The sequence below is a fragment of the Actibacterium lipolyticum genome, assembly GCF_900184935.1.
Classification (GTDB): domain Bacteria; phylum Pseudomonadota; class Alphaproteobacteria; order Rhodobacterales; family Rhodobacteraceae; genus Actibacterium_A; species Actibacterium_A lipolyticum.
Map to the genome: position 1 here is coordinate 22,720 of NZ_FXYE01000005.1, position 23,845 is coordinate 46,564.

Consider the following 23,845-nt stretch of genomic DNA (forward strand, 5'->3'; position numbering starts at 1 on the left):
AGGAGACCTTAGATGTTACAAGATCGCTATTTGCTGGCGTTCAAGCTGTACCCATACGAACGCAACGCTGATCAAGACAGTGCAACACCGGCCCGCCACCCGGTTGTGGTGATGGGTGGCGGGCCAATTGGTGTCGCCACCGCGCTGGACCTTGGGTTGCAGGGCATCCCCGTCATCGTTCTGGACGATCACGAAGGGATCGGCGTGGGCAGTCGGGCGATCTGTTTTGCCAAGCGGACCCTTGAAATTGCCGACCGGTACGGATGCGGCAAGCCCATGCATGACAAGGGCGTCGTGTGGAACCTGGGCAAGGTGTTTCACGATGACCGCAAGGTGTTTGAATTCAACCTGCTGCCCGAAGAAGGCCACCAATACCCCGCCTTTATCAACCTGCAGCAGCCCCATTTCGAAAAGTTCATCGTTGACCGCGTCCGCGAGGCGCAGGCCGCCGGTGCGCCGATTGAACTGCGCGGCAAGAACCGGGTTGAGGGGGTCGAGGTTAAAGACGATCACGTGCTGCTGAACATCGTGACGCCCGAAGGGCCTTATACGATCACGGCGGATTGGCTGATCGGATGTGATGGCGCCTCTAGCCCGCTGCGCGGCATGCTGGATCTGGATTTTTCGGGCCGTGTTTTTCAGGACAGTTTCCTGATTGCCGACATCAAAATGCTGAACGACAGCTTTCCGACGGAACGCTGGTTCTGGTTCGAACCCTATTTCAAATCCGGTGCCTCGACGTTGTTACACAAACAGCCCGACGGTGTTTGGCGGGTCGATTTCCAGATCGGTTGGGATGTGGACCGCAAAGAGGAAATGAAAGAAGAAAACATCCGCCGCCGTCTGGATGCCATGCTTGGCCCCGATGTCGAGTACGAGATGGTCTGGTCGTCAATCTACACCTTCCAATGCAAGCGGATGGAACGGTTTCGCCATGGCCGGGTGATCTTTGCGGGCGACGCGGCGCATCAGGTCAGCCCGTTTGGCGCGCGCGGTGCGAATTCTGGGATGCAGGATGTTGACAACCTTGGCTGGAAACTGGGGATGGTCATCAAAGGGCAGGCGCCACAGGCGTTGCTGGATTCATACGATGAAGAACGGGTCTATGGTGCGGATGAAAACATCCTCAACTCGACGCGTTCGACCGATTTCATCACGCCCAAAACAAAGATCAGCCATGTGTTTCGCAACGCCGTGCTGGATCTGGCCGAACGCAACCCATTTGCGCGGCCGCTGGTAAACTCGGGGCGGCTTTCGGTGCCTTGTACCTATGACGGGTTGTCATTGAACGGCCCTGATGACCTAACCGGTGGGCCTGCGCGAACCCGGCCCGGAAGTGTCTGCCCGGATGCCTTACTGGCCGACGGTTTCCTGCTGCCGCATCTGGGCAATGATTTCGTTATTCTAACGATTAACGCCGACGCCCCGCCTGAGGTTATGGAAGACGGCGTAACCGCAAGGCATGTTGCGGTTTCGACGGATGATGATCCAAGCGGGGCCCTTGCGGCGCGTTACCTTGGGGATGCCGCTTGCGCCGTCTACCTAATCCGGCCCGATCAGCATGTCGCCGCACGTTGGGACAGCTATGACGAAACCGCCATCCGCGCAGCCATGCGCACGGCCTGCGCAAAGGATTGATGCCATGGCAAAGCTTATCGTAACGCCGAACTTGCCTGACCCAGACGGCTTTTACGCCGATCTGATCAAGGCCTATGACGGGATGGACGACGAAGCGGTCAGCGCGTTTAGCGCCCGTTTGATCCTGTTGCTGACCAACCATATCGGCGACGCGGAAGTGATCGCCGAAGCGTTGGAAGAGGCGGCAAAGACCAACCTAAAGACAGAAGGATAGGGACGTCAGGACGACTCGCGCGCGATCATGGCTTCGATTGTGGCGATGGTGTCGGACAATGCTTTGGTAACGCCGTCCCGTTTGCCTTCGAACCTTGATGTGGGGATGGGCACGGAAAGGGCGTGCACCTCGCCCGCGTAATCCAGAAACGCGGCGCCGATGGCGGAGATCCCATCGGTGTGTTCGTTGTCATCTGCGGCGATGTTTGTCGCGCGAACAGTGTCTAACATTGCGGAATACGCGCCCCAGTCGTGGGTTTCGCCGCGCCGTTTCCATTCTTCGCGCACCAAGGTTTCGGCGCGATCAATCGGCAGTTTGGCCAACGCGGCCCGCCCGTTTGCGGTGTTGGTCAGGGGGAACACCTCGCCCACCGATGAAATCGCGCGCAGGCGGTGCGTGCCGGGAACCTGATCCAGAAAGATCATGCCAGACCCGCGCAGAACCGACAGGTCAACCGTTTCGCCCAGCTTTTGGGACAGTTCGGAAATTGCCAGACGGCATGTTTCGACGATGTTGAACTGCGCCGCCGACGCAAGCGCGGTGATTTCAGGCCCAAGGCGAAAACCGCCGTTGCCCATGGTGATGATCAACCGTTCTTCTTGAAGGGCGGCAACGATTCGCTGAACCGTGGATCGGGCAAGCCCCACGCGTTCGGAAATTTGCCCCAACGACAGGCCGGTGGGGTCATCCCGCAACGCGCGAAGCACCGATGCCGCGCGTCCAATGACCTGAATCCCGTTGCGTGCTTGGCTTTTGCCGCTTTCGTTTTCCTGCACCATTACGCCTTGTCCCTTGATCGATGATCTTCTCTTGCACGGCTGTCCCAATAATTCCAGCCATCTTATCCCGCAATGTGGTACACTTGCATCGATTGTAAGAAAAACATTGACCGCAATGCGATGCATGTGCATCACTATGCGAGACGGATGGGAGGAACATCCAGACAATTTAATCGCATAGTGCAGGGGCAAAAACGGCCTTCCTGCAAACAGAGAGGGATTGTGTCATGATCACGGTCAGAGGGATCGAATTTGAGGAAAACACCAACAACTCTATGGGGTTGGAGTTTTATAACCTAAGCCACCGTTTCGGGTTTCAGAACCCCAACTGGCCCTATTTCCAAGACACCAAGATCGAGCGTATCCATTATATGGCCAAGTCCGGCGTGCTAAGCCAACGCATCACCACCACGATGCACGCGACGACCCATATTGACGCACCAGCCCACGTCGTTCAGGGCACCCCGTTCATCGACGAAGTTCCGCTGCCGCATTTCTTTGGCACCGGCATCGTCGTGTCCCTGCCCAAAAAGAAATGGGAGCCGATCACAGGCGAAGATCTGGAAAAAGCCTGCGGCCATGTGATCCGCAAGGGTGACGTTCTGATCATCAACACCGGATGGCACCACGATTACGAAGACGGAGACTATTTCGCCTATTGTCCGGGTTTTGTGGCCTCGGCTGGTGAATGGATGGTTGAAAAGGGCGTTAAGGTTGTGGGCCACGATACGCAGGCAAACGACCACCCGCTGGCCACGGCGATCGGGCCTCAGCGGAACGGCCCGCTGCTGCCGCATCTGGAAGAAGAATACAAAGAATGGTCCGGCGGCAACGACTGGAAAGACGATTTCCCAGATTGGGAGCCCGTTCACCAGATCCTGTTCAAGAACGGTATTCTGGGCATTGAAAACGTTGGCGGCGATCTGGACGCGGTCACCGGCAAACGCTGCACCTTTGCGTTTTTCCCATGGAACTGGGACCGTGGCGATGGCTGCATCATCCGCCTTGTTGCGATGATCGACAAGGAACAGAACTATCGTATCGAAGCTGGCGAAAGCTTCTGATCCATCCTGCGGTGCCGCTGCGTTCCCAACCGGCGGCACCCAAACGAATGCGAGGGTGGGACATGCACGTAAAACGTTTTGATGACGCACAGCCATACGACGCTCCGAACCATTGGGGCGTAACCGGATTGCGGTTGCAGGGCTTCGAAGAGGGCGGGCCGACCAACCAATGGGTTGGGCTAAGTCAGTTCCTTCCCGGCGGCGGCGCCGGGCCGGACAGCACGCCGTTTGAAAAGGTCTATGTGGTTCTGGACGGCGAAATGACCGTCACAATTGATGGAACAGAGACTGTTTTGCGCAAATTCGACAGCGCGACCATCCCCCCGAACGAAATCCGCCACCTCGAAAACCGTTCGAACCTCGTATGCACGATGCTTGTCGTTATCCCATACCCGCCGGAGGCCAAATAATGTCCCTTTCCGATCCACTTTCTATGTTTGACGTAAAGGGCAAGGTTGCGCTGATTACCGGTGCGTCTGGTGCGTTTGGTATGGTCGCCGCGCGGGTTTTGGCCGGGGCAGGGAGCAAAATTGTGCTGGCCGCGGGGAACCCTGACGCGTTGTCCGAAATTGCCGAAGAATGCCGCGCGGCAGGGGCCGAAGTTGCGGAAATTAACGCGCGCCCGTCTGATGAGGCCGCGTGTGAAGATATGGTCGCCCAGGCGGCGGCTGCGTTTGGTGCGCTTGATATTCTGGTCGTTGCCTCGGGCATGAACAAGGTCGCCAAGATCGAAGAGATGGCGCCAGAAACATTCACCAGTGTGATGGATGCCAATGTGACGCAAAGCTGGTTGTTGGCCCGCGCCGCAACCCGCCAGATGAAGGCGCAGGGCAGCGGCGGTAAGATTGTTCTTGTGTCATCGGCGCGCGGTTTGTTGGGTCATCCGGCGGGATACACTGCCTATTGCGCCTCTAAAGCGGCCGTTGACGGGATTACCAAGGCCCTTGGGTGCGAGCTTGGCCCCACCGGCATCACCGTAAACGCAATCGCGCCAACTGTGTTCCGCAGCCCCCTGACCGCGTGGATGTTCGAAGACACCCCCGACGCCAAAACCGTTCGCGATGGTTTCTTGACGCGCGTTCCAAAGGGGCGGTTGGGCGAACCCGAAGACCTTGCCGGGCCGCTGTTGTTCTTGGCGTCGAAGGCGTCGGATTTTTACACCGGGCACATTCTGTACGCCGATGGCGGCTATACGGCGGGCTGATTGATGAAAAAGAACCAACAGTTTGCGGTGATTGGTGCGGGGCTGATGGGCCACGGCATTGCTTTGACGCTGGCGCGGGCGGGTCAATACGTCATCATCACCGATCCGGTGGAAGAGGCGCGTAAAACCGTCAGCGCGCGGATCAGCGAAAGCCTGTCCCTGATGGGCGAGCCGCCCGAAAACATCGCGAAGATCCTTAAAAAGATCGAAATCACCGACAGCATCGCGACAGCCGTTCAAAACGCCGTGGCCGTGTTCGAAGCCGCGCCCGAAAAGCTGGACCTGAAACGCCGCATTTTCGCAGAGGTAGAGGCCCACGCCCCGCAGTCCTGCATCCTTGCATCGAACACGTCGGTCATGCCGATCACCCAGATCATGGCGGGGCTTGCCCACAAGGGCCGCGCGCTTGGCACTCACTGGTGGAACCCGCCGCACATGATCCCGCTGGTCGAAGTTATTCGGACAGAACACACTGACGACAGCGCGGTTGATTTCATGATGGCACTTTTGGCCGATGCGAAGAAGACGCCGGTTTTGGTGGCAAAAGACGTTCCCGGTTTTATCGGCAACCGCCTGCAACACGCCCTGTGGCGCGAGGCGATAAGCCTTGTCGAACGCGGAATTTGCGATGCCGAGTCCGTGGATACGGTGGTCAAATCCTGCTTTGGGCGGCGCTTGTCGGTGCTGGGCCCGTTGGAAAATGCCGATCTGGTTGGCACCGATCTGACGCTGGATATTCACAGTCAGGTCCTTGCCGATCTAGAGGCACGCCAAGGCCCTTCGCCCTTGTTAGAGGCGCTGGTCGCTGACGGGAAACTGGGCATGAAGACGGGGCAGGGGTTTCGCAGTTGGACGCCGGAACAGGCGGCAGAGGTGCGTAACCGTGTTACGACCCATCTTAAGAAACTGGACAGTATTCTGCCAGAATAGAGACGTTTTACCAGCTTGGGAGGGCTGAAAATGGGAGGAAAGATCGTGAAAAGACTTAGCACTCGCCGTCAATTCATCAGGACCGGGGCCGCCGTTTTGGCCGCGCCCGCGCTGCTTAGCGCCACCCGCGCTTATGCCGCGACGCCCACCTTCAAGGTTGGCCATGTCAGCCCGCGCACCGGCCCGCTTGCCGGCTTCGCCGAGGCCGATGATTACATCCTAAAGGCCATCACACAGAAATTCGGGGCCGGGGTGGAAAACAACGGCAAGGCCTGGAACATCGAAGTTATTTCCAAGGACAGTCAGTCCAACCCCAACCGCGCCGCCGAAGTTGCAAGCGAACTGATCCTGTCGGACGAGGTGGACATCATCGTCGCCGCCTCGACCCCGGATACGGTGAACCCCGTCGCCGATCAGGCCGAAATCAACGAGGTTCCCTGCATCACCACCGATTGCCCGTGGCAGCCGTATTTCTTTGGCCGCGGCGGCAACCCCGGCGAAGGCTTCGAAAGCACGTACCATTTCTTTTGGGGTCTGGAAGATGTGATCGGCGTGTTCCTTGCGATGTGGGGCAGCGCAGGCGTGGGCAAAAACGTTGGCGGCCTGTTCCCCAACGATGCGGACGGCAACGCATGGGGCGACGCAGAGCTTGGCCTGCCAAAACCGTTGGCGGCGGCGGGCTATAGCCTGACCGATCCGGGCCGGTATCAGCCGATGTCGGATGATTTCACCAACCAGATCGCGGCGTTTAAGGATGCGGGTTGCGAAATCGTCACCGGCAATATGATCCCGCCAGATTTCGGCACCTTCTGGGCGCAGGCCGCGCAGCAAGGGTTTAACCCCAAGATCGTGACCATCGGCAAGGCGCTGTTGTTCCCCAGTGTGATCGAAGGTCTGGGTGACCGCGGCATCGGCCTAAGTTCAGAGGTCTGGTGGTCGCCCGCGCATCCGTTTGCATCGTCGTTGACGGGCACCTCGGCGGCGGATCTGGCGAATGGTTACACCGCTGAAACGGGCCGCGCGTGGACACAGCCGATTGGGTTCAAACACGCGCTGTTCGAAGTGGTCGCCGACGTGGTCGCCCGATCCGAAGATCTGGAAGACCCGGCCGCAAACATCGCGGCCATCGCGGGCACCAATATTCAGTCCATCGTGGGGCCGATCAATTGGGCAAACGGTCCGGTGAAAAACGTCACTAAAACACCGCTTGTTGCGGGTCAGTGGCAAAAGCAGGGCGATGGTATCGACCTGAAAATCGTGACGAACGAAACCGCGCCGGACATCCCGCTGACGGGTGAATTGATGCTGTTGAGTTAGGGTGCGAAGGCCCCGTTGGATGGAAATACTATGACGCCAATTCTTGAACTTAGGGGCCTGCAAAAGGCCTTCGGGGCGGTCACCGTTGCCGATAGCCAAAGCTGGGCGCTTGCGCCCGGCGAAGCGCTTGGCGTTTTGGGGCCAAACGGGGCGGGCAAGACATCGATGTTCAATCTGGTGACGGGGACGTTGCCAGCTGACGGGGGGCAGATATTGCTGAACGGTCGGGACATCATGCCTTGGCCCGCCGCGCGCCGGTGCCGTGCCGGTATTGCGCGCAGCTTTCAGGTGCCTCAGCCGTTTGGCGGCATGACGATCTTTGAAAACACCTTTGTCGCGGCGACCCAAGGCGCGCGCCTTTCCGGTTCCGCGGCCGAGGATCTGTGCCTTGACGTACTAAACCGCACCAGCCTGCTGCCCAAAGCCAACGTTTTGGCGGGGGGGCTGACCTTGCTTGAACGCAAAAGGTTGGAACTGGCCCGCGCAATGTGCGCCCAGCCCAGCGTCATCCTGTTGGACGAAATCGCCGGTGGGCTGACGGAACATGAATGCAAATCGCTGATCGAAACGATCATGGGGCTGCGGGAAACCGGGGTTTCCATCGTGTGGATCGAACATGTGGTGCATGCGCTTTTGGCCGTTGTTGACCGGCTGTTGGTCATCGATTTCGGCAAAAAGATCGCCGAGGGAGAGCCAGAAGCCATCATGCAAAGCCCCGAAGTGCGCGAAATTTATCTGGGGATCGAAGCGGATGTCTGAAACGATCCTTTCCATTTCCGGGCTTGATGCGGGCTATGGCGATTTTCAGGCCTTGTACCGCGTCGATCTGTCCGTCAACGCGGGCGAAGTGGTGGCCGTTATCGGCGCGAATGGCGCGGGCAAGACCACGTTGATGCGTTCGGTTTCGGGCCTGATCAAGACGGCGCCGGAAACCGTGGTTTGGCAAAACCAAGGGATCGGCGCGTTGCGGGCCGATCAGATCGCGGCCAAGGGTATCGCGCTGGTGCCCGAAGGGCGGCAGTTGTTCAAATCGCTCAGCGTCGAAGAAAACCTGATCATCGGTGGGCAACTGGGCCGAAAGGGCCCGTGGAACCTGCGCCGAATTTACGACCTGTTCCCAATTCTGGAAGAGCGGCGCGATGTACCGGCAACGTCGTTATCAGGGGGGCAGCAACAGATGGTCGCCATCGGCCGCGCGCTGATGTCGAACCCGGACCTGTTGTTGATGGATGAAATCAGCCTTGGTCTGGCCCCGGTCATCATCAAATCAATCTATGACGCGCTGCCCGGCATCGTTGGCGAAGGCTTGGCCGCGATCGTGGTGGAACAAGACATTGCAAAGGCGCTTTCGGTTAGTTCGCGGGTTTATTGCCTGCAAGAGGGCCGCGTTTCGCTGACGGGCGCTTCGCACGACATCTCGCGCGAGGCGATCAGCCGCGCCTATTTTGGAGTTTAGGGAATGGATTGGATCAACGCGACCATTCAGGGCACGTTGCTGGGCGGGCTGTATGCCCTTTTCGCGGCAGGTTTGAGCCTGATTTTCGGGATCATGCGGCTGGTTAACATCGCGCATGGCGATCTGATCGTTCTGTCGGCCTATCTTGCGCTGACGGTGACAATGGCGATTGGTGTGCATCCGTTTCTGGCGCTGGTGTTTGTAGTCCCTGCGATGGCGGTGTTGGGATACGCCTTGCAGCGGACGGTCTTGAACCGGACCATGGGCGACGATTTGTTGCCGCCGCTTTTGGTAACCTTCGGCTTTTCCGTGATCATTCAGAACGCGCTTCAGATCGGGTACACCGCCGATCCGCAAAAGTTGAAGGCGGGCGCGATTGAAACGGCAAGTCTGTCCATCGGCCCGATAACCGTTGGCGTATTGCCGTTGCTGGTGTTTATCGCCGCGATTGTCGTGATCGGAGCGTTGCAGTGGATGTTTTACAAAACTGCCCTTGGCCGCGCATTCCGCGCCACGTCTGACCTTCAGGATATTGCGCAGCTGATGGGGCTGAACCGCGCCCATGTCTTTGGCTTGGCGATGGGGCTTTCATTGGCGGTAACGGCCTTGGCGGGGGTGTTTCTGGGCATTCGCACCTCGTTTGATCCGGCGGCGGGCGGATCGCGCCTGATCTTCGGGTTCGAGGCGGTGATTATCGGCGGCTTAGGCAACATCTGGGGCACATTGGCTGGCGGCGTGATCTTGGGCGTGGCGCAAACGCTGGGCGCGAAATTGAACCCCGGTTTTCAGGTCTTGGCGGGTCACATCGTCTTCCTTCTGATCCTTGCTGTGCGTCCGCGCGGCCTTTTCCCAAGGATGGACTGATGAACAACCACGAAGTTTCGCGCACCACACGTCTAAGCACTGCGGCGATGATCGTGCTGGCCGGTATTCTGATCGTCATGGCCGCCGCGCCGTGGTGGGCAGGCCGCGCCGATTTGCGCCTGTTCGGAGAGATCTTTCTTTACCTGTCGCTGGCATCGCTGTGGAACCTGTTGGCCGGTTACGCCGGGTTGGTGTCGGTTGGGCAGCAGGCCTATGTGGGGTTCGGCGGGTATGTTTTGTTCGCGCTGACCATGTTGGCCGGGATCAGCCCCTTGGCGGCTTTGCCGATTGTTATGGTGCTGGGCGGGTTGATCGCGGTGCCGGTTGCGGCGCTGTTGTTCCGGTTGCGCGGGGCCTATTTCGCCATCGGCACATGGGTCATGGCCGAGGTCTTTCGCCTGTCCGCTGCGCAGATCACGGTGATGGGCGGCGGGTCTGGCACATCGTTGCCCGCGTCTATCGTGAAATCCATGGCCGATGGCCGCTCCGCCCGCGAGGCGTTGGCCTATTGGCTGGCGCTTGGGGTGGCGGTTCTGGTGCTTGGCACGGTTTACCTGTTCCTGCGGTCGCGCCAAGGCGTCGCGCTGATGGCGCTGCGCGATAACGAACTGGCGGCGAAATCGCTTGGCATCGACATCTGGCGCAGCAAATTCGTGGTTTACGTTGTAACGGGCGCGCTAACGACCTTGGTCGGGGCGCTGATCTTTATGCAAAAGCTGCGCATTTCGCCCGACGCCGCGTTTTCCACGAACGACTGGACGGCCTTCGTGATCTTTATCGTCGTTATCGGCGGAATAGGCACGGTTGAGGGGCCGATTATCGGCACGCTGGTCTATTTCGCACTGCGTGAAACGCTGGCCGATTTGGGCTCTGTCTATCTGATCGCACTGGGCGCGGTTGCCATTCTTATCATGCTTAAAGCGCCGCGCGGCCTTTGGGGGCTGATCCGCGGAACACGCGGGATCGAACTGTTCCCGCTCAGCCGCCGTGTGCGCGCCACCACCAACAAGGATACCTGACCAATGGCGAAGAAGAACAAAACCATCATCACCTGCGCGGTGACCGGCGCGATCCATACGCCGACAATGTCTGACGCGCTGCCCTATACCTATGATGATATCGCCACCCAAGCCGTCGCCGCAGCCGAGGCGGGCGCATCCATCCTGCACCTGCATGCGCGCAACCCCAAAGACGGCAGCCCATCGGTTGATACCGAAGATTTTCAGGCGTTCTTGCCGCGGGTCAAACAGGCCACGGATGCGGTTGTGAATATTTCGACGGGGGGGTCACTGACCCTTTCGATTCAGGATCGGATCAAACCGGCGAAAACCTTCAGCCCGGAAATGTGTTCGATGAACATGGGGTCGATGAATTTTGCGTTTCACCCGTTGGCCGGGCGGTTCAAGGAATGGAAGTTCGACTGGGAAAAGGACTATGTCGAAAGCTCGGAAGGGAACATCTTTCGCAACACGTTCCGCGATATCCGCGAGGCGGCCGAAACGCTGGCCCCGCATGACATTAAGTTTGAACACGAATGTTACGATGTCGGGCATCTTTATAACCTGAAATTTTGCATGGATTTGGGTCTGTTTAAGGCTCCGGTATTCATTCAGTTCATTTTCGGAATTCTGGGCGGTATCGGCCCCGAGGTGGACAACCTTGTGTTCATGAAACGCACCGCTGACCGGCTGTTTGGCGATGATTATCGCTGGTCGGTTCTGGGGGCAGGGGGCGCGCAGATGCCTTTGGCCGCGACGGCCAGCCAAATGGGCGGCAACGTGCGCGTCGGTCTGGAAGACAGCCTGTTCATTCAGCGAGGCAAACTGGCGGAGAACAACGCCCAGCAAGTGGCGAAAATCCGTCACATCGTCGAGGAGTTGGGCGCCGAGGTGGCCACCCCCGATGAAGCACGCGAAATCCTTGGTCTGAAGGGTGGGGATCGCGTGAATTTCTAAGGTTCCAAAAACCATAGAAGCCATGGAGGATCACATGAAACTAGGAACATTTACCGCCGTGGTATTATTGTGTCTGACGTCAGCACCGATGGGACAGTTTAGGGCGATTTGATATGGGAGGGTTTCTGGAACGACGTCGGCGAGTTCAAAGGTGTTAGTCCGTATGGCTGAAATCCGGGGCCATGTGTCGAAGATGATCACGTGGTGTTCATCCGGTGGCGCGTAGCGGAGCACCATGTCGAGCGCGATGGCCTTTGCCGCGGTTGTGCGACCGTGCCGCCTTGGCTCCGTGGAGTGTGATGATTGGAATAGAACGTCTCGGAAATTCTTTAAATACGTCATGGTCACACGCAATGGCTTGCTGACCTTGGAAAACATGAAGATGCACTTCTATTGGGCGAGTTCAGCAGAACGCTTCGAAAATTCCGAACTGAAGCGGGGCTGTCACAAGAGGAGCTAGCTCACCGGGCGGGTAAAAGCATCCGGTATATTTCGTTATTAGAGAGCCGAAAGCATCAACCAAGCCTGGCTACACTCAAGAAGAGTTGCGTTGGGTTGGGGGGGGCGATGACGGAATTCGTGGCTGAAATCAAAAGCTTATAATCTATCTTATGTAAAACTTTTCCGAAGTTGACTAGTTTGCGATCACCGAAAATTCCTCCTAATTGGTTACAGTGTTTTTGCGCTGCGGCCGCCTTTTCTGCGACCATGATCGCCGGGGCGTTGGTGTTGCCGCCCATCACAAAAGGAAAGACCGAGGCGTCCACGCCCATTTTACAAGTATCGTTCTGGTGGTGATAGGATAGAACAGCCGAACGAACATAAGACGCCAGATCTTCGTCGCTTTGCACTTGGGGGCCACGATAGATTTCACGGTCTCGGATGTGATTTAGTGCAGACTGGCTGGCAATGTCGTGCATCTGTTTTATTGACGCCACCAATGTGCCCACATCGTATTGTTCCGCCAAAAGGTTCGGATCGATGTTCATCTCATCCTCGGGATCAGCGCTGTTAAGAGTGATCTGTCCGCGCGATGTTGGGTGCACACCAGCCGCTAGAAAAGTAAACGCATTGGGCGTGACTGGTTCCTGAGTTTCGGCGTAATAGGGTTCGTGCACGAAAAGAGGCTGCATGTCCGCCCCCGGCAGCGCCGGATCGGTTTTTGCAAACATATCTGCATGCAGCGGAGTCTGACCCGGATTGCCGGGCGGCGGATGTCCTTGACGACTTTCTCGTCGTGGCTCTTACGCGTTCCGGGTTTCTGTCTCAGCTCCACTCCTTAGTGGTTGCGATGTGCCAGAAACCCTCCCTTATAAAATCGCCCTAAACTGTCCCATCGGTGCTAACGTCAGACAGTGCAGCAGACCATTCGAGCCCGTATCCCAAATGGATGCTGTTCTGCTTGAAAACGTGTGGAAAGTTGTTGGGACTGAGGATCAATTGTGGATCTTTGGAGATTTCGCTTTTGGCCGCAAAGCGAAAGACAGCGCTTACCTTGATAATATCGTCGTCAGTTGCCGGGAGCTGAACGGCATCTGGTTGTTGGCAATCATGATCACCAGCCGACGCTTGATCTTCCGTGAGACTCGACGAGCCACTTTTCAAGTTGCGCGACGGTCCGCAAAAACAGCTCAACACGCTATGTCACTATCCTATGATCACGTGGAATCATGCGCGCCGCGGCGCACTTCAGTTTTTTGGACACGTGCACAACAACTAGCTAGGTTCCCGAAACTCAGTGAATGTCGGTGTAGATCTTTGGGACTTAAAACCTGTTTGTTATGATCAAGCCTCTCAGCGAGCGCAGTCACTTTCACCAAACGAACATTGGAACGAAGTCGAGCCTCAAGCTGAGCTTTGTCCGCCCAATACCCCTTTGGCCAGCTTATCCAATGGGTGATATTGGTGACAAAAAATGCTTCTTTTGGGTGGGTTCACTTACAAAGCCGGAGAAAATTCTGGGTCCGAGCAAAAAAGTTAGCGATCATTTGTTGAATCGGGGCTGCAGCTTTAGACACTTTCGAGCGGCCTATACCTTGACGCGCATAAAGGCGGCACGAAGGTTTGGCACTGAGGAGGTAGCCAAATTATGAATACGTTAAAAATTATACCCATGAGCGAAAAAGACTTTGCGCCCTTCGGAGATCTCATTGATTTTGATCGCGCTTATGACTATCAAATCAACAAAGGCAATTGTGATCGCTATAATGCGCTTGCCACGCCCGAGGCCATCGGAACAGACGCCAGATCCGTCATCAGCCTGATGCGCGCGCGCCCCTATACATTGCCATTGACACTGACCGTAATGGAACGCCACCCCTATGGCTCGCAGGCCTTTATTCCGCTGTCAAAAGATCCTTTTCTTGTTGTGGTCGCTGAAGACAAAGATGGTGCCCCCGCCAATCCAAAAGCCTTCATGACAGAGCCTGGGCAAGGAGTGAATTATCACCGAAACACTTGGCACAGCATGTTGACGCCCATCGACACCGAAACCGACTTTTTGATTGTTGATCGCAAGGGTGTCGAGGCCAATGTGGTGGAAGTTTCCTTGGACCAACCGGTCGTCATTGGATAGCTACCTAAACTCTCCAACGATGAGGGGCACATGACTGTCGAACTTGGCAATGATGTTGCGCATTTAGGGCATGTTGAACTTCTGACGGACCAGTTTGAAGCAAGCCTTGCTTTTTTCACGCAAGTCTATGGGCTTAAATTATCCGCTTTGGATGGGAGCAGCGCCTATCTTCGGGCGTGGGATGACTATGAGTTTTGCACGCTCAAATTGACATCTTCCCCCCAAACGGGTGTGGGCCACATTGGGTATCGCGTGGCATCAAAAGCGGCCTTGGATCGCAGGGTCGCCGCCATAAATGCAGCGGGCTACAAGGTTCATGGATGGCATGACGGAGATGAAAGCCACGGGTCTGCCTTTCGGTTCGAAAGCCCTTTTGGCCACCTTTTTGAGCTGTACTGGGACACTAATCGCGCGCCTTCAGACGACCCATCTGCGTTAAAGAACACCGCCAGTCGTTTTACCGGGGTGCCGCCGCGGCGCATTGATCATGTGAACCTTTTGTCCTCGGATGTTGCCGAGTTTCGGCGCTTTATGGAAATTTGTTTGGGCTCTCGGGTTACCGAAATGATCAAGTTAAATAACGGTCGACTTGGGGGCTGTTGGTTCACGGTTAACAACAAAAGCTATGATCTGGCCTGCACCGAAGAACACGGAAAAGGACAAGGTCGGCTGCACCATCTTACCTATGCGACCGACCAGCGCGAAGATATTTTGCGCGCTGCTGATCTGTTCTTAGAGGCCGGCGTTCATATTGAAACCGGACCTCATAAACATGCGATCCAAGGCACGTTTTTCTTGTACGTCTGGGAGCCCGCTGGCAACCGGGTTGAACTGGCGAACGCGGGCGCGCGGCTTATCCTGGCGCCAGATTGGGAGCCGGTTGTCTGGACCGAGGAAGAGCGCAAAAAGGGACAAGCTTGGGGGCTAAAAACCATCGAAAGCTTCCACACGCATGGCACCCCGCCTGCCAAATGATTGTCTCTTAGATCTTTAGCCCCACCTTTTCGTGGGCAATAGCCGCCTGCATGCAAGGGTTATGCAGCAAAAGATCAAATTCACTGTCGCGCAATTTTGCTTCAAAAGACGCCTCGCCAGGGAACACATGCATTAGCTTGGTTAATCGCCAGCTTAGATTGATGGCCGCCCAAACACGGCGCAGTGCGGTTTGGCCATAATTCTCCAGCATATGCTGATTGTTTTGGTTGAAAGCAGCGTCCAACGCGCGGTGCAGATAGTACACGTCAGACACGGCAAGATTGAGTCCTTTGGCGCCAGTTGGCGGCACAATATGGGCGGCGTCGCCCGCAAGGAACAACCGGCCGTATTGCATGGGCTCGGAGACAAAACTGCGCAGGGGCGCGATGGATTTTTCGATGCTGGGGCCGGGTGTCACATGCCCGTGGTGAGATTCTGGCAGCCGCGTGTAGATCGCGTCCCAAAACCGATCGTCCGACCAATCCCTTGTGGTATCCAGTGTTGGGACTTGAACATAATACCTGCTGAGCGTTGGCGTACGCTTCGAGGCGAGCACAAACCCATCTGAGTGGCGTGCATAGAACAGCTGGGGCATTGGTGGAACCTCGGCCAATACCCCCAGCCAACCAAACGGATACTCTCTGGTCCATTCTTTGCGAATATCTTTGGGAATTGCGTTCCGGCTCACACCATGTGAGCCATCACAGCCAACGATATACTGGCTTTCCACCCGATACGATTGCCCCTCTTTGGTAAAGGTGGTGACGGGCGAAGATTTGAAACCCTCGGGCTGTGCGTCCTGAACGGCATCGAACAACGGGCGGCCTGCCCGTTCGTGTTCTTTATAAAGCTCTTCCGTCAGTGCCGTTTGACCATAGGCCGTCAACCATCTGCCCGTATGCGCCTTAAGATCCAAGACAAGCGTATCCTTGCCTTCATATCCATAGTGGACTTTTTCTTGGATCATGCACTCGCGGTCCAGCCGTTCAGCCAAACCAAACTGACGAAAAATATCGACCGTGCCAGCCTCTAGCATGCCCGCCCTTATGCGCCCCAAGACATACTCTCGGGTCTTACGCTCGATCACGACGGAACGAATGCCCGATTGATCCAGCATGTGCGCCAGCAGCATGCCAGCGGGGCCGCCACCAATAATGGTCACATCCGTTTTTACTGTTAGCGTCATGTCATCAGACCCGCTTTGCGCATGCTATGCTGGGGTGACCGACGCAGGGTCTTCTATAGGGGCCGATTTAAAGTCCGCCGCGAAACGCATCTCACGCAATGGCCGCACGAGCCGAACGCATTCTTCATAGATGGGGTGGTTGCGGTAGGCCTGCATAGCCGCTTCATCTTCGAATTCGGCGTACACGATGACGTCCACCTCATTCCCATAGTTATCCTTGTTGAGGTTCGTTCCCACCTCAAAATGCCGCACAGATGGTATGTTGGCCAACATTGAAAGCCCATTGGAAACACGCGAGATGTCCGCCGGGTCTTTGCTGCTGAAAAACACGATATGGCGGATAAAGTCCTGCGAAGATGCCAAATTGGTCATAGAAAGTGTCCTTTATAAACTGTTCGGCTGAGCGGGGAACGACCCAAGGCCTGACGCTCTCAGGCTGTCTCTTCCCGAGCGCGACCCGAGGAAAAAAACGACAATGCAGAGGCCGCGATCAGCACGCCAGCCACAAGCCCAACGGCCAGCATCGAGACGTGATCGTGCAGCAAGAATCCTACAAAGCTGCCAAAGGCGATCCCTGCCTGAAAGACAATGTTGCTCATGGCGTTGATGTATCCACGCGCCGTTGCTGGCACGGGTGAGATCAAGGTGTTCATCAGCAAAACCACAGCAATCGACTGGAAAAAGATCATTGGCGCATAGCTTAGATGCTGAAGCACGACTGCGCTTTTTCCGAAAATGGGTACCAGCAGGCAAAATAAGGCGCAGATCACTGAAAGGATCATTAAAGGATCCAATCGATCGGTGATTTTTTGAACCTGCGCGTTTGCGCGCCCCGAGGCAATCGAACCAAGGAAGCCGCAGCCTCCCGCGACAAAGAAGATCAGCGCCATCGTCGCGCTTGAAAAACTGCCGCCGCTGGCGTCAGAGGCGAGCCACGTTGGATAGACCGCAAACAGTGTAAAAATCCCAGCTGTCTGCAAAAATTTTCCGATCAGCCGCGAGAGGGTGTCTCGGTTCTCAGGCGCAAAGGCGTTGAAGCCTGGCCCGGCTTTGGCCGCTTTAGGTTTGGCTCCCTCTGGCCGGGGCAATATGAAATACGCGAACGCGGCGACCCCTGCCGTAAAGGCTGCGATACCAATGGCGGCAAAGCGCCAAGACGTGAGTTCGGACGCCATGATGACCAAAGGAATGACCGCAAGGCTGACCATATAGCTGGCCGACATCACATAGCCCATGATCTTTGGACGCTCTTGAGGTGCATAGATATCGGCTATGAAAGGCAAAACAGATGCGCCGATCATCGGCATCACCAAGCCCATCAATACCCGTGCAAATAAAAGACCTTCATAATTGGACATAAAGGCTGTCAAAAAGAAAATCGCGGCTACCAATACGCTTCCTGTAAAAAGAACGCTCTTGCGATTGAAGCGGTCTAAGACACGGCTCCAACCTAAGTTTGACAGCAAGACCACAATCGAAAAGGTCGCAAGAAAGCTAGAAATCTGCGCATTCGAGAGCGCCAAATCATCCGAGATAAAGATAGCAAGGGATGGCAGCACCAAGAAATTGGCCTGCATCACCATAAACGCGCTGAACAGGACCAGCGGTATCATCCGATTAGGAGCGGGGGCGGTGTTGGGATCAGACATTACCGGTCAGCTCCTGCCATTGCGTTTCAAACTCGGGGAGTGTCTCAAAATCTGTCGGAGCCGCTGCTAGCGTTTGTTCGTAGTCATAGCCCAGCGGTTCAAACAATTCCGGCCCGGCCCAACGGAGCCATTTCTGCATCAGGAATTTCTTCTTGTCGGTGTCCAGATATTTGACCCATTTTGAGATATAGTCGGTGTTGGGCTTGTTGTTTTGACGCAACGAGGTCACATCGCCAAACCCTGAAATTTCTGTGTCGGACTTCTCCTTGATCGCGTCGCCGTAGGTCAGCGTGTTTTCAAAATCCAGTTCGAGATAGTCGTATAGGGTTTTCAAGCTGGTCTCGGGGCTGGCGACAAAGTCTTCATAACGAATACGCAACCCTTTGAAGTCATCCGCCGCATAGAGGTTTTTAATATTGGTATAAGCGTCAAAAAGATCAGCCCGGCGCCCTTTTAGTACGGACGTATCTTCACCAAACCATTTGAGCATGCCAGCAAATTGCGCGGCCGGGTTGCGCACGAGCAAAAGGTATTTCGCTTCTGGCAAAATGCGCACCATTTGGTCGTAAATCATGTGATAGCGGATGTTCTTGTCCAAGAAGTGGTCCCGCCCCGTTTTGGCCATCGCCTTTTGATAAAGGTGCATCGCAAACTTGTTGGCGGCTTCGAAGTAAAGCTCTTCACCCTCATCGAAGTTTTCCAAAAAGGCGTGCAGGTTTTTGTTTGCGACAACTGTGTTGTACTCGGCGCTGATGCCCAGATCATCAAGGTCCAGGTCGCGCAGGCCATAGGATAGGGAAAACAAGAACCAAGGCGAGGCGAGCAAACCGATTTGCGAATGTGACCCCAAAATTTGTTGGAGCATGGTTGAGCCTGAACGATGGTTGCAGATCAGGAAAATGACGTTCTTTTCTTGCATGGAATGCGTTCCTATCAACCTAGAGTTTCTTCAAGACAGCTGGTGATAAAGGCCCAAGTGCGGGCGTTTAATACGGTGTCAAATTCAATTCCGGGGACCGAGCCATTGGCATGCGGGTTGGTAAATCCATGCCCGCCACGCCCAAAGTTGATGACCGTCCAATCGACATTGTCTTTCGACAACTCGTCTTGCAGGACGGCCAAATCACCAGGATCAACCAGCGGGTCGACGGCGCCGTTTAGAATGAAGGCTTTTTTGCAGTTATACGGCCCAGGCGCGTTCACCGCTTCTTTGACAACGCCATGGACGCTGATGATCGCTTCAATCTTTCCGACAAGTTTGGCCATTTCCAAAACGCACATGCCGCCAAAACAATGCCCAATTGCCAAAACTTTGTCTGGATCGATGCCCGGGGTCGCCATGGCTTGGTCGTAGCCAAGTTGAAGCCGCCTTAGCAGAAGCGACGGGTCTTTTTTAAAGGGCTCTTTAAGGCGGTGTCCGTCCGAATGCTGTTTGCCGCGCACCCCTTTGCCGTAGATGTCGATGGCAAAAACGATGTATCCCATCTGCGCAATTTTATCGCCCAAATCACGCACGAAATCATCAATTCCAAGCCAAGGATGCGAAATGATCACCAACGGTAAGGGGCCTTGGCCCGCATTTTCAGGTGTAACCACAAGCCCTTCTAACTCGGTCTCTCCGTCAAAATAGACCAGATTCTTTGACACGGTCATTGGTCGCTCCTTTTCTGTCTTGAACATTTGCATCGTGCCACTCTTGCAGCACCAATAGCGCCCACAGCACCGAGGCTGCAGACGTGTCTATTTGCGTCGATTTAAGCGCCTGAATCTGCGCGTGATCGAAGTAGTCCCACAGTATCGCGTTTTGCGAGAAGACCGTGTCAAAGACGTAGTCTTGGATGGGCTTAAGCTCGGCAATCATCGTTCCGATAGGGAACGTGAAGGGCTGTTTTTTGCGGTGAATGATGGCAGAGGGAAGGTGCTTTGCGCCTGCTTTCAGAACAGCCTGCTTGCCCACCCCATTTGCGTACAAAAACGCGCTTGGCAGCTTGCGCGCAAAATCAATTATCCGCGGCTGCAAAAACGGCATGCGCACTTCTACTGAACTGGCCATGCTGAGGCTATCGACCCTTCGCAGTATGTAATAGGGAAACCGCTTTTTGCTGTCGTAATGCAGAATGTTCTGCGCCCGGTTAGGATAGACTGTTCCGTCAAAAGTAGGCGCAAAGCTGTCTTGGTCTAAGCTGTCCAGATAGTCTTGCCGAAACAAATTCCGCCCTTGGAACGCTGAAATTCCGTAAACCGCAAAGAATGTCTCGAACCAATCGTCGCGCTTGCTTGAGGCGGCCGCAATCAGGCGGCTGTAGCCGCAAAAAAGCTCATCCGCACCTTCCCCGCTAAAGGTAACTTTGTAGCCTCTGTCATGCACCTCTTTGAACAAATAGTAGGTACTTAGGCAATGCGGGGCATAATTGGGTTGATCCAAATGCGCGATGTAGGACTTTACAAGCTGTGGCAGGTTTCGAACATCAACTGAGATCTTATGTAAGTTGATGTCCTGAGCGTCAGCAACCATCTGCGCATAGTGTGACTCATCCCCGGGCCATCGCCCATCGTATCCAATGTGAAATGCATCCAGCCGGCCGTTTTTTTTCCGCAGCAAGCTGGTGACAAGGCTTGAATCCAGACCACCGCTGAGGATCGAACAGAAGTCCACATCCATCGAAGCCATTTTCTCAATCTCTTGATCTATCAAGAGATCAAACTGCTCGGCGGCTTCGTTCAGAGAGTTAGGCGCAACCGTATCAAAAGAATGCGTATACGTGTTTTTCTTGCAGGCGCCATCTTGGGAAGAAAACGTAAGCGTCTCACCCGCGCCCAGAACGTTGACGCCATCATAAACGGTGTTTGGTCCCCATACAGATTTTCGCGCCACATATTCGAACGCAAACCCATCGCGCAGATCCAAATCGTGCCGAACCAAATGGCGCAAAGATTTCAGCGACGACGCAAAGTAAAACCCTGTCTCGTCAACGCGGTAAAAAACTGTCTTCATGGCCGCGTGATCGCAGGCCAAAAACACAGATACGCATCGTTTTTCTTCATCTAAGGTGAAGATCGCAAAGGTAAACATGCCCTCAAGCATGGGCAGCATGTCTTTGCCGTATCTGTCGAACAAAGGCAAAAGCACATTGCCGTCGCAGGTGTCGGCAAAACTATGCCCCTTTGCAACAAGGTGCTGTCTCAACGCGTTATGATTGTAAATTTCGCCATTAAAAACACAGACCAAATTCTTGAACCGAAACGGTTGTTTGCCACCAGAAACGCCCTGAATCGCCAGTCGGTTGGTACCTGCTGCCCAGTTTGCTTCAGCAGCGATCCATTGTTCATCAGGACCGCCTTCGAACATAGCTTGTCCCGCTTGATTTAAATCGGAACGTGGTAGTCTTTCTTTACTGACGCCGCCAAAAATTCGGCACATAGCTTTCTGCTCCTCCGCAGGTTCGGCAAACGCGGCAAAATAAAGGGAATCCGATCAAAGTTGTGCAGGCCCAAAATGAAGGCCCACACCGGATTGCACCGCGAAACAATCGCGTGGCAAATCGTTGTTAAACGGATTTCCCCCTCATATTGCGGCGCTACCGCACCCTCCCAACGTGTTCTCCCGTACACTGCGAGGAGCGTATTAGAGGGCAAATACAGGACAAGCCGGACAAATCAATTTCATTGAGAGTTCTGGAAAAAACGAAGCAGAATGTGCGCCTTTGGTGACTGATGGCCAAGTTTGTGTGTCAATGTCTGCCCAAAATGACTCTTTCGGCCCGAAACTTCGCGACGTGTTTGCAGCTATGTCTTCCCTAAAGTCAATTTGGCACCGCTGCTTCATAGATTGGAACAGCGAATTAGACCGTTTTGTTCGCGGCTTTGCGAGACCAAGACTATGTTTGCTGCGCAAGAACGGTGTAACACATTAGATGTTTCATGGTTTGCGCAAGTGCTAAGGCGGGATGGCGCGATTACAGGTGGATGTCCGGAAAGGGCGACAGCATATTTTGGTTTCTGTAAGGTTGGTTCAGAACTGCTATCGACCTGTGCCTCTCTTAATGCCATGTGTGGAATTCGAAACGGCCTCGGATAACTCGCGTTGACATGAAAAAGGTTTTGCCGAGCGACGGTTTGTTCTTTGGGCCCGCAGCGGAACTTGAAAGCCCTTGAAAGTCTTCACCAAAACGGCACAGATTTAATGATGAATCGCAGATTTAGCTTTGTGTGGGCCACGGTATTTTTGTTCGCTCTAATCGGGCTGGTTCAGCTGTATTCTTGGGCCAACGCTTACTTTCTTGAAAAGGTACAGGTCTCTGCGCGGTCGACCCTGAACTTGATTGCGGAGTCCGTTGATCAAGCGGTTGGGCGATATGCTCCGATTCCTGAGCTGGTCGCGCGCGATCAAAACTTGCGTCAAGTTCTGAGAGGAGAAGCCGAGAGCGGTTACGAACCCTTTGTCAATGAGAAGCTAAGACAGATTGCGATTTCGATAGATGCGTCTGAGGTCTACGTCATGGACACAACAGGTTTGACCGTCGCCGCAAGCAACTACAGGGATGATGACAGTTTCCTTGGACGCAATTTCGCATTTCGCCCCTACTTCAAAAAGGCAGTCACTGGTCTGAATACCTCCTTCCATGCCTTAGGCACGACCTCTGGTGAGCGCGGGTTCTTTTTTGCATCCCCTGTCGTAGATGGCATTGATATTATCGGTGTCCTTGCGGTCAAAATCACGGTGGACCACATCGAAAAAGACTGGCGCGGGACGGATCATGAAATATTGCTGACCGATCAGAACCGTGTCGTTTTCCTTTCAAGCCGAGAGGATTTTACCTTTCGGACCGTTGCGCCCCTTTTGGCCTCAGCACGCAAAGAAATCGTTGAAACTCAACAATACCCAATGAAGCGTGTTGTTTCGATGGGGCTTTCTGCTGACATTATCAGCAATGAACCCGTGGAGATCATGATGTCGAAGGATCTCAGCTCGGAACGGTATCTTGCTAGTAATTTGCCGCTCGAACTTTCAGGATGGCACGCCATTGCTTTTACGCCATTAAGGCCAGTACGAACCCAAGCAGCATGGACGGTGGCCGTTGCTTTCCTTGCCCTATTAGCCACCTGTCTTGCTGCAATGCTCATCCTTCAAAGACGCGCGAACATCATTCGAACGTTCCGGTTCGAACAGGAACAGCGCGCTTTGCTTGAAGCCCGCGTCGTCGAGCGCACCGCAGATTTGGATGCGGCCAATGCCAGCCTGAGGGATGAGGTGGCTGAGCGGCGCCATGCGGAGGAGCAACTCAGGAAAAGCCAAAAAGAGTTGATCCAAGCGGGTAAACTTGCGGCTCTTGGCAAAATGTCAGCCGCGATTTCGCACGAGATAAACCAACCGCTCACCGCAATCAAAAGTTATGCGGTGAATGCATCTACTTTTTTGGCCCGGTCCCGCTTCGAAGACGCCAAGTTCAACGTCGACAACATTTCAAAGATGAGCGACCGAATGACCGAAATCTCGCGGCATTTGCGAAATTTCGCGCGCCAGCCTGGCGACTCTGTCAAACCCGTTAACATTATTGATGTCATCGAAGAGACGATTGGGTTGGTCGGGCCAGAATTCCGCGCGCAAAACGCGCGCATTACCTTTGAGCCGCGCGAGGGTCCTGTTTGGGCACTTGGCGGCAAGTTGCGGTTGCAACAAGTGCTGGTAAACATCATGACCAATGCTCTGGAAGCGATGCTAGGGCAAAGCGATATAGTGGTAGAATGTGATTTGGCGCTAGAACAAGATGTGGTCAAGATTATGGTTCGGGATCACGGCCCGGGGGTACCGAAAGAAGATTTGGAGCAAGTTTTTGACGCGTTTTACACAACAAAGGAAGCCGGATCAGGCATGGGGTTGGGCATGTCCATCTCGCAGAATATCGTAACTGATTTTGGAGGTTCATTGGGCGTGGAAAACCACCCAAATGGAGGAGCCGTTTTTACAGTCACTCTGCACCGGCATGATGAACGTCTGTCAGAAGGCGTAAATTCATGACCGACTTCTCTGTGTTGTTT

Annotated in this window: 24 protein-coding genes; 16 read left to right on the forward strand and 8 right to left on the reverse strand. The window is 55.0% G+C overall.

The window, feature by feature from the left end; translation table 11 throughout:
- The first annotated feature begins 12 nt into the window (after positions 1-12).
- The gene (locus COL8621_RS18285) at positions 13-1,638 is read left to right on the forward strand and encodes an FAD-dependent oxidoreductase (protein WP_093968873.1); all 1,626 of its coding nucleotides are present in this window, start codon (positions 13-15) and stop codon (positions 1,636-1,638) included.
- 4 nt (positions 1,639-1,642) lie between these two features.
- On the forward strand, positions 1,643-1,852 hold the full coding sequence (locus COL8621_RS18290) for a DUF2783 domain-containing protein (protein ID WP_093968874.1): 210 nt from the start codon (positions 1,643-1,645) through the stop codon (positions 1,850-1,852).
- 5 nt (positions 1,853-1,857) lie between these two features.
- Here the strand turns inward: COL8621_RS18290 and COL8621_RS18295 are convergent, their stop codons facing one another.
- The gene (locus COL8621_RS18295; RefSeq protein WP_093968875.1) at positions 1,858-2,631 is read right to left on the reverse strand and encodes an IclR family transcriptional regulator; all 774 of its coding nucleotides are present in this window, start codon (positions 2,629-2,631) and stop codon (positions 1,858-1,860) included.
- A 227-nt stretch (positions 2,632-2,858) separates the two neighbouring features.
- On the opposite strand from COL8621_RS18295, the gene COL8621_RS18300 reads away from it, so the two are divergent.
- The 11 genes from COL8621_RS18300 to COL8621_RS18355 all read left to right on the forward strand — a co-directional run bounded on the left by COL8621_RS18300 (position 2,859) and on the right by COL8621_RS18355 (position 12,024).
- Positions 2,859-3,695 (forward strand): cyclase family protein, encoded by an 837-nt coding sequence (locus COL8621_RS18300; protein WP_207652102.1) that lies wholly within the window; start codon positions 2,859-2,861, stop codon positions 3,693-3,695.
- 62 nt (positions 3,696-3,757) lie between these two features.
- Positions 3,758-4,105, forward strand: coding sequence for a cupin domain-containing protein (locus COL8621_RS18305; RefSeq protein WP_093968876.1), 348 nt, complete (start codon positions 3,758-3,760; stop codon positions 4,103-4,105).
- Positions 4,105-4,899 (forward strand): SDR family NAD(P)-dependent oxidoreductase, encoded by a 795-nt coding sequence (locus COL8621_RS18310; protein ID WP_093968877.1) that lies wholly within the window; start codon positions 4,105-4,107, stop codon positions 4,897-4,899. Before COL8621_RS18305 ends, COL8621_RS18310 begins: the two co-directional genes overlap by 1 nt.
- 3 nt (positions 4,900-4,902) lie before the next feature.
- On the forward strand, positions 4,903-5,829 hold the full coding sequence (locus tag COL8621_RS18315; protein WP_093968966.1) for a 3-hydroxyacyl-CoA dehydrogenase family protein: 927 nt from the start codon (positions 4,903-4,905) through the stop codon (positions 5,827-5,829).
- A gap of 45 nt (positions 5,830-5,874) precedes the next feature.
- Positions 5,875-7,146 (forward strand): ABC transporter substrate-binding protein, encoded by a 1,272-nt coding sequence (locus tag COL8621_RS18320; RefSeq protein ID WP_235823947.1) that lies wholly within the window; start codon positions 5,875-5,877, stop codon positions 7,144-7,146.
- Between the two features lie 30 nt (positions 7,147-7,176).
- Complete coding sequence (locus COL8621_RS18325; RefSeq protein ID WP_093968879.1) at positions 7,177-7,905, forward strand: ABC transporter ATP-binding protein; 729 nt, start codon at positions 7,177-7,179, stop codon at positions 7,903-7,905.
- On the forward strand, positions 7,898-8,602 hold the full coding sequence (locus tag COL8621_RS18330; protein ID WP_093968880.1) for an ABC transporter ATP-binding protein: 705 nt from the start codon (positions 7,898-7,900) through the stop codon (positions 8,600-8,602). The genes COL8621_RS18325 and COL8621_RS18330 overlap by 8 nt, the downstream gene beginning before the upstream one ends.
- A 3-nt stretch (positions 8,603-8,605) precedes the next feature.
- A complete protein-coding gene (locus tag COL8621_RS18335; RefSeq protein ID WP_093968881.1) occupies positions 8,606-9,466 on the forward strand; it encodes a branched-chain amino acid ABC transporter permease in 861 nt (286 codons plus the stop codon).
- Positions 9,466-10,485 carry a branched-chain amino acid ABC transporter permease gene (locus tag COL8621_RS18340; protein WP_093968882.1) on the forward strand — a complete coding sequence of 340 codons (1,020 nt, stop codon included), beginning with the start codon at positions 9,466-9,468 and terminating at the stop codon, positions 10,483-10,485. The genes COL8621_RS18335 and COL8621_RS18340 overlap by 1 nt, the downstream gene beginning before the upstream one ends.
- A gap of 3 nt (positions 10,486-10,488) precedes the next feature.
- A complete protein-coding gene (kce, locus tag COL8621_RS18345) occupies positions 10,489-11,421 on the forward strand; it encodes a 3,5-dioxohexanoate:acetyl-CoA acetone transferase (RefSeq protein WP_093968883.1) in 933 nt (310 codons plus the stop codon).
- Between the two features lie 393 nt (positions 11,422-11,814).
- Entirely contained in the window at positions 11,815-12,024 is a 210-nt protein-coding gene (locus tag COL8621_RS18355; RefSeq protein WP_235823948.1) for a helix-turn-helix domain-containing protein, read from the forward strand.
- Here COL8621_RS18355 and COL8621_RS18360 read toward each other — a convergent pair.
- On the reverse strand, positions 11,937-12,593 hold the full coding sequence (locus tag COL8621_RS18360) for a GMC oxidoreductase (RefSeq protein WP_093968886.1): 657 nt from the start codon (positions 12,591-12,593) through the stop codon (positions 11,937-11,939). The genes COL8621_RS18355 and COL8621_RS18360 overlap by 88 nt on opposite strands.
- Before the next feature lie 917 nt (positions 12,594-13,510).
- On the opposite strand from COL8621_RS18360, the gene COL8621_RS18375 reads away from it, so the two are divergent.
- Complete coding sequence (locus COL8621_RS18375; protein ID WP_093968888.1) at positions 13,511-13,996, forward strand: ureidoglycolate lyase; 486 nt, start codon at positions 13,511-13,513, stop codon at positions 13,994-13,996.
- Between the two features lie 30 nt (positions 13,997-14,026).
- Complete coding sequence (locus tag COL8621_RS18380) at positions 14,027-14,971, forward strand: VOC family protein (protein ID WP_093968889.1); 945 nt, start codon at positions 14,027-14,029, stop codon at positions 14,969-14,971.
- A 7-nt stretch (positions 14,972-14,978) separates the two neighbouring features.
- Here the strand turns inward: COL8621_RS18380 and COL8621_RS18385 are convergent, their stop codons facing one another.
- From COL8621_RS18385 to asnB, 6 genes are read right to left on the reverse strand one after another with little or no spacing between them, the layout of a single operon-like run.
- On the reverse strand, positions 14,979-16,157 hold the full coding sequence (locus tag COL8621_RS18385; RefSeq protein WP_093968890.1) for a 4-hydroxybenzoate 3-monooxygenase: 1,179 nt from the start codon (positions 16,155-16,157) through the stop codon (positions 14,979-14,981).
- Positions 16,158-16,181: 24 nt separating this feature from the next.
- Positions 16,182-16,529, reverse strand: coding sequence for a Dabb family protein (locus tag COL8621_RS18390; protein ID WP_093968891.1), 348 nt, complete (start codon positions 16,527-16,529; stop codon positions 16,182-16,184).
- Between the two features lie 59 nt (positions 16,530-16,588).
- Positions 16,589-17,806: an MFS transporter gene (locus tag COL8621_RS18395; protein WP_093968892.1), complete on the reverse strand. Its 1,218-nt coding sequence runs from the start codon at positions 17,804-17,806 to the stop codon at positions 16,589-16,591.
- Entirely contained in the window at positions 17,799-18,725 is a 927-nt protein-coding gene (locus COL8621_RS18400; protein WP_093968893.1) for a sulfotransferase family protein, read from the reverse strand. Before COL8621_RS18400 ends, COL8621_RS18395 begins: the two co-directional genes overlap by 8 nt.
- 14 nt (positions 18,726-18,739) lie before the next feature.
- Positions 18,740-19,459 (reverse strand): dienelactone hydrolase family protein, encoded by a 720-nt coding sequence (locus COL8621_RS18405; RefSeq protein ID WP_176438541.1) that lies wholly within the window; start codon positions 19,457-19,459, stop codon positions 18,740-18,742.
- Positions 19,428-21,227, reverse strand: a complete 1,800-nt coding sequence (asnB, locus tag COL8621_RS18410; protein WP_093968895.1) for an asparagine synthase (glutamine-hydrolyzing) — start codon at positions 21,225-21,227, stop codon at positions 19,428-19,430. Before asnB ends, COL8621_RS18405 begins: the two co-directional genes overlap by 32 nt.
- 720 nt (positions 21,228-21,947) lie before the next feature.
- Here asnB and COL8621_RS18415 point away from each other — a divergent pair.
- Positions 21,948-23,825 (forward strand): sensor histidine kinase, encoded by a 1,878-nt coding sequence (locus COL8621_RS18415; protein ID WP_141137921.1) that lies wholly within the window; start codon positions 21,948-21,950, stop codon positions 23,823-23,825.
- The last annotated feature ends 20 nt before the right edge of the window (positions 23,826-23,845 follow it).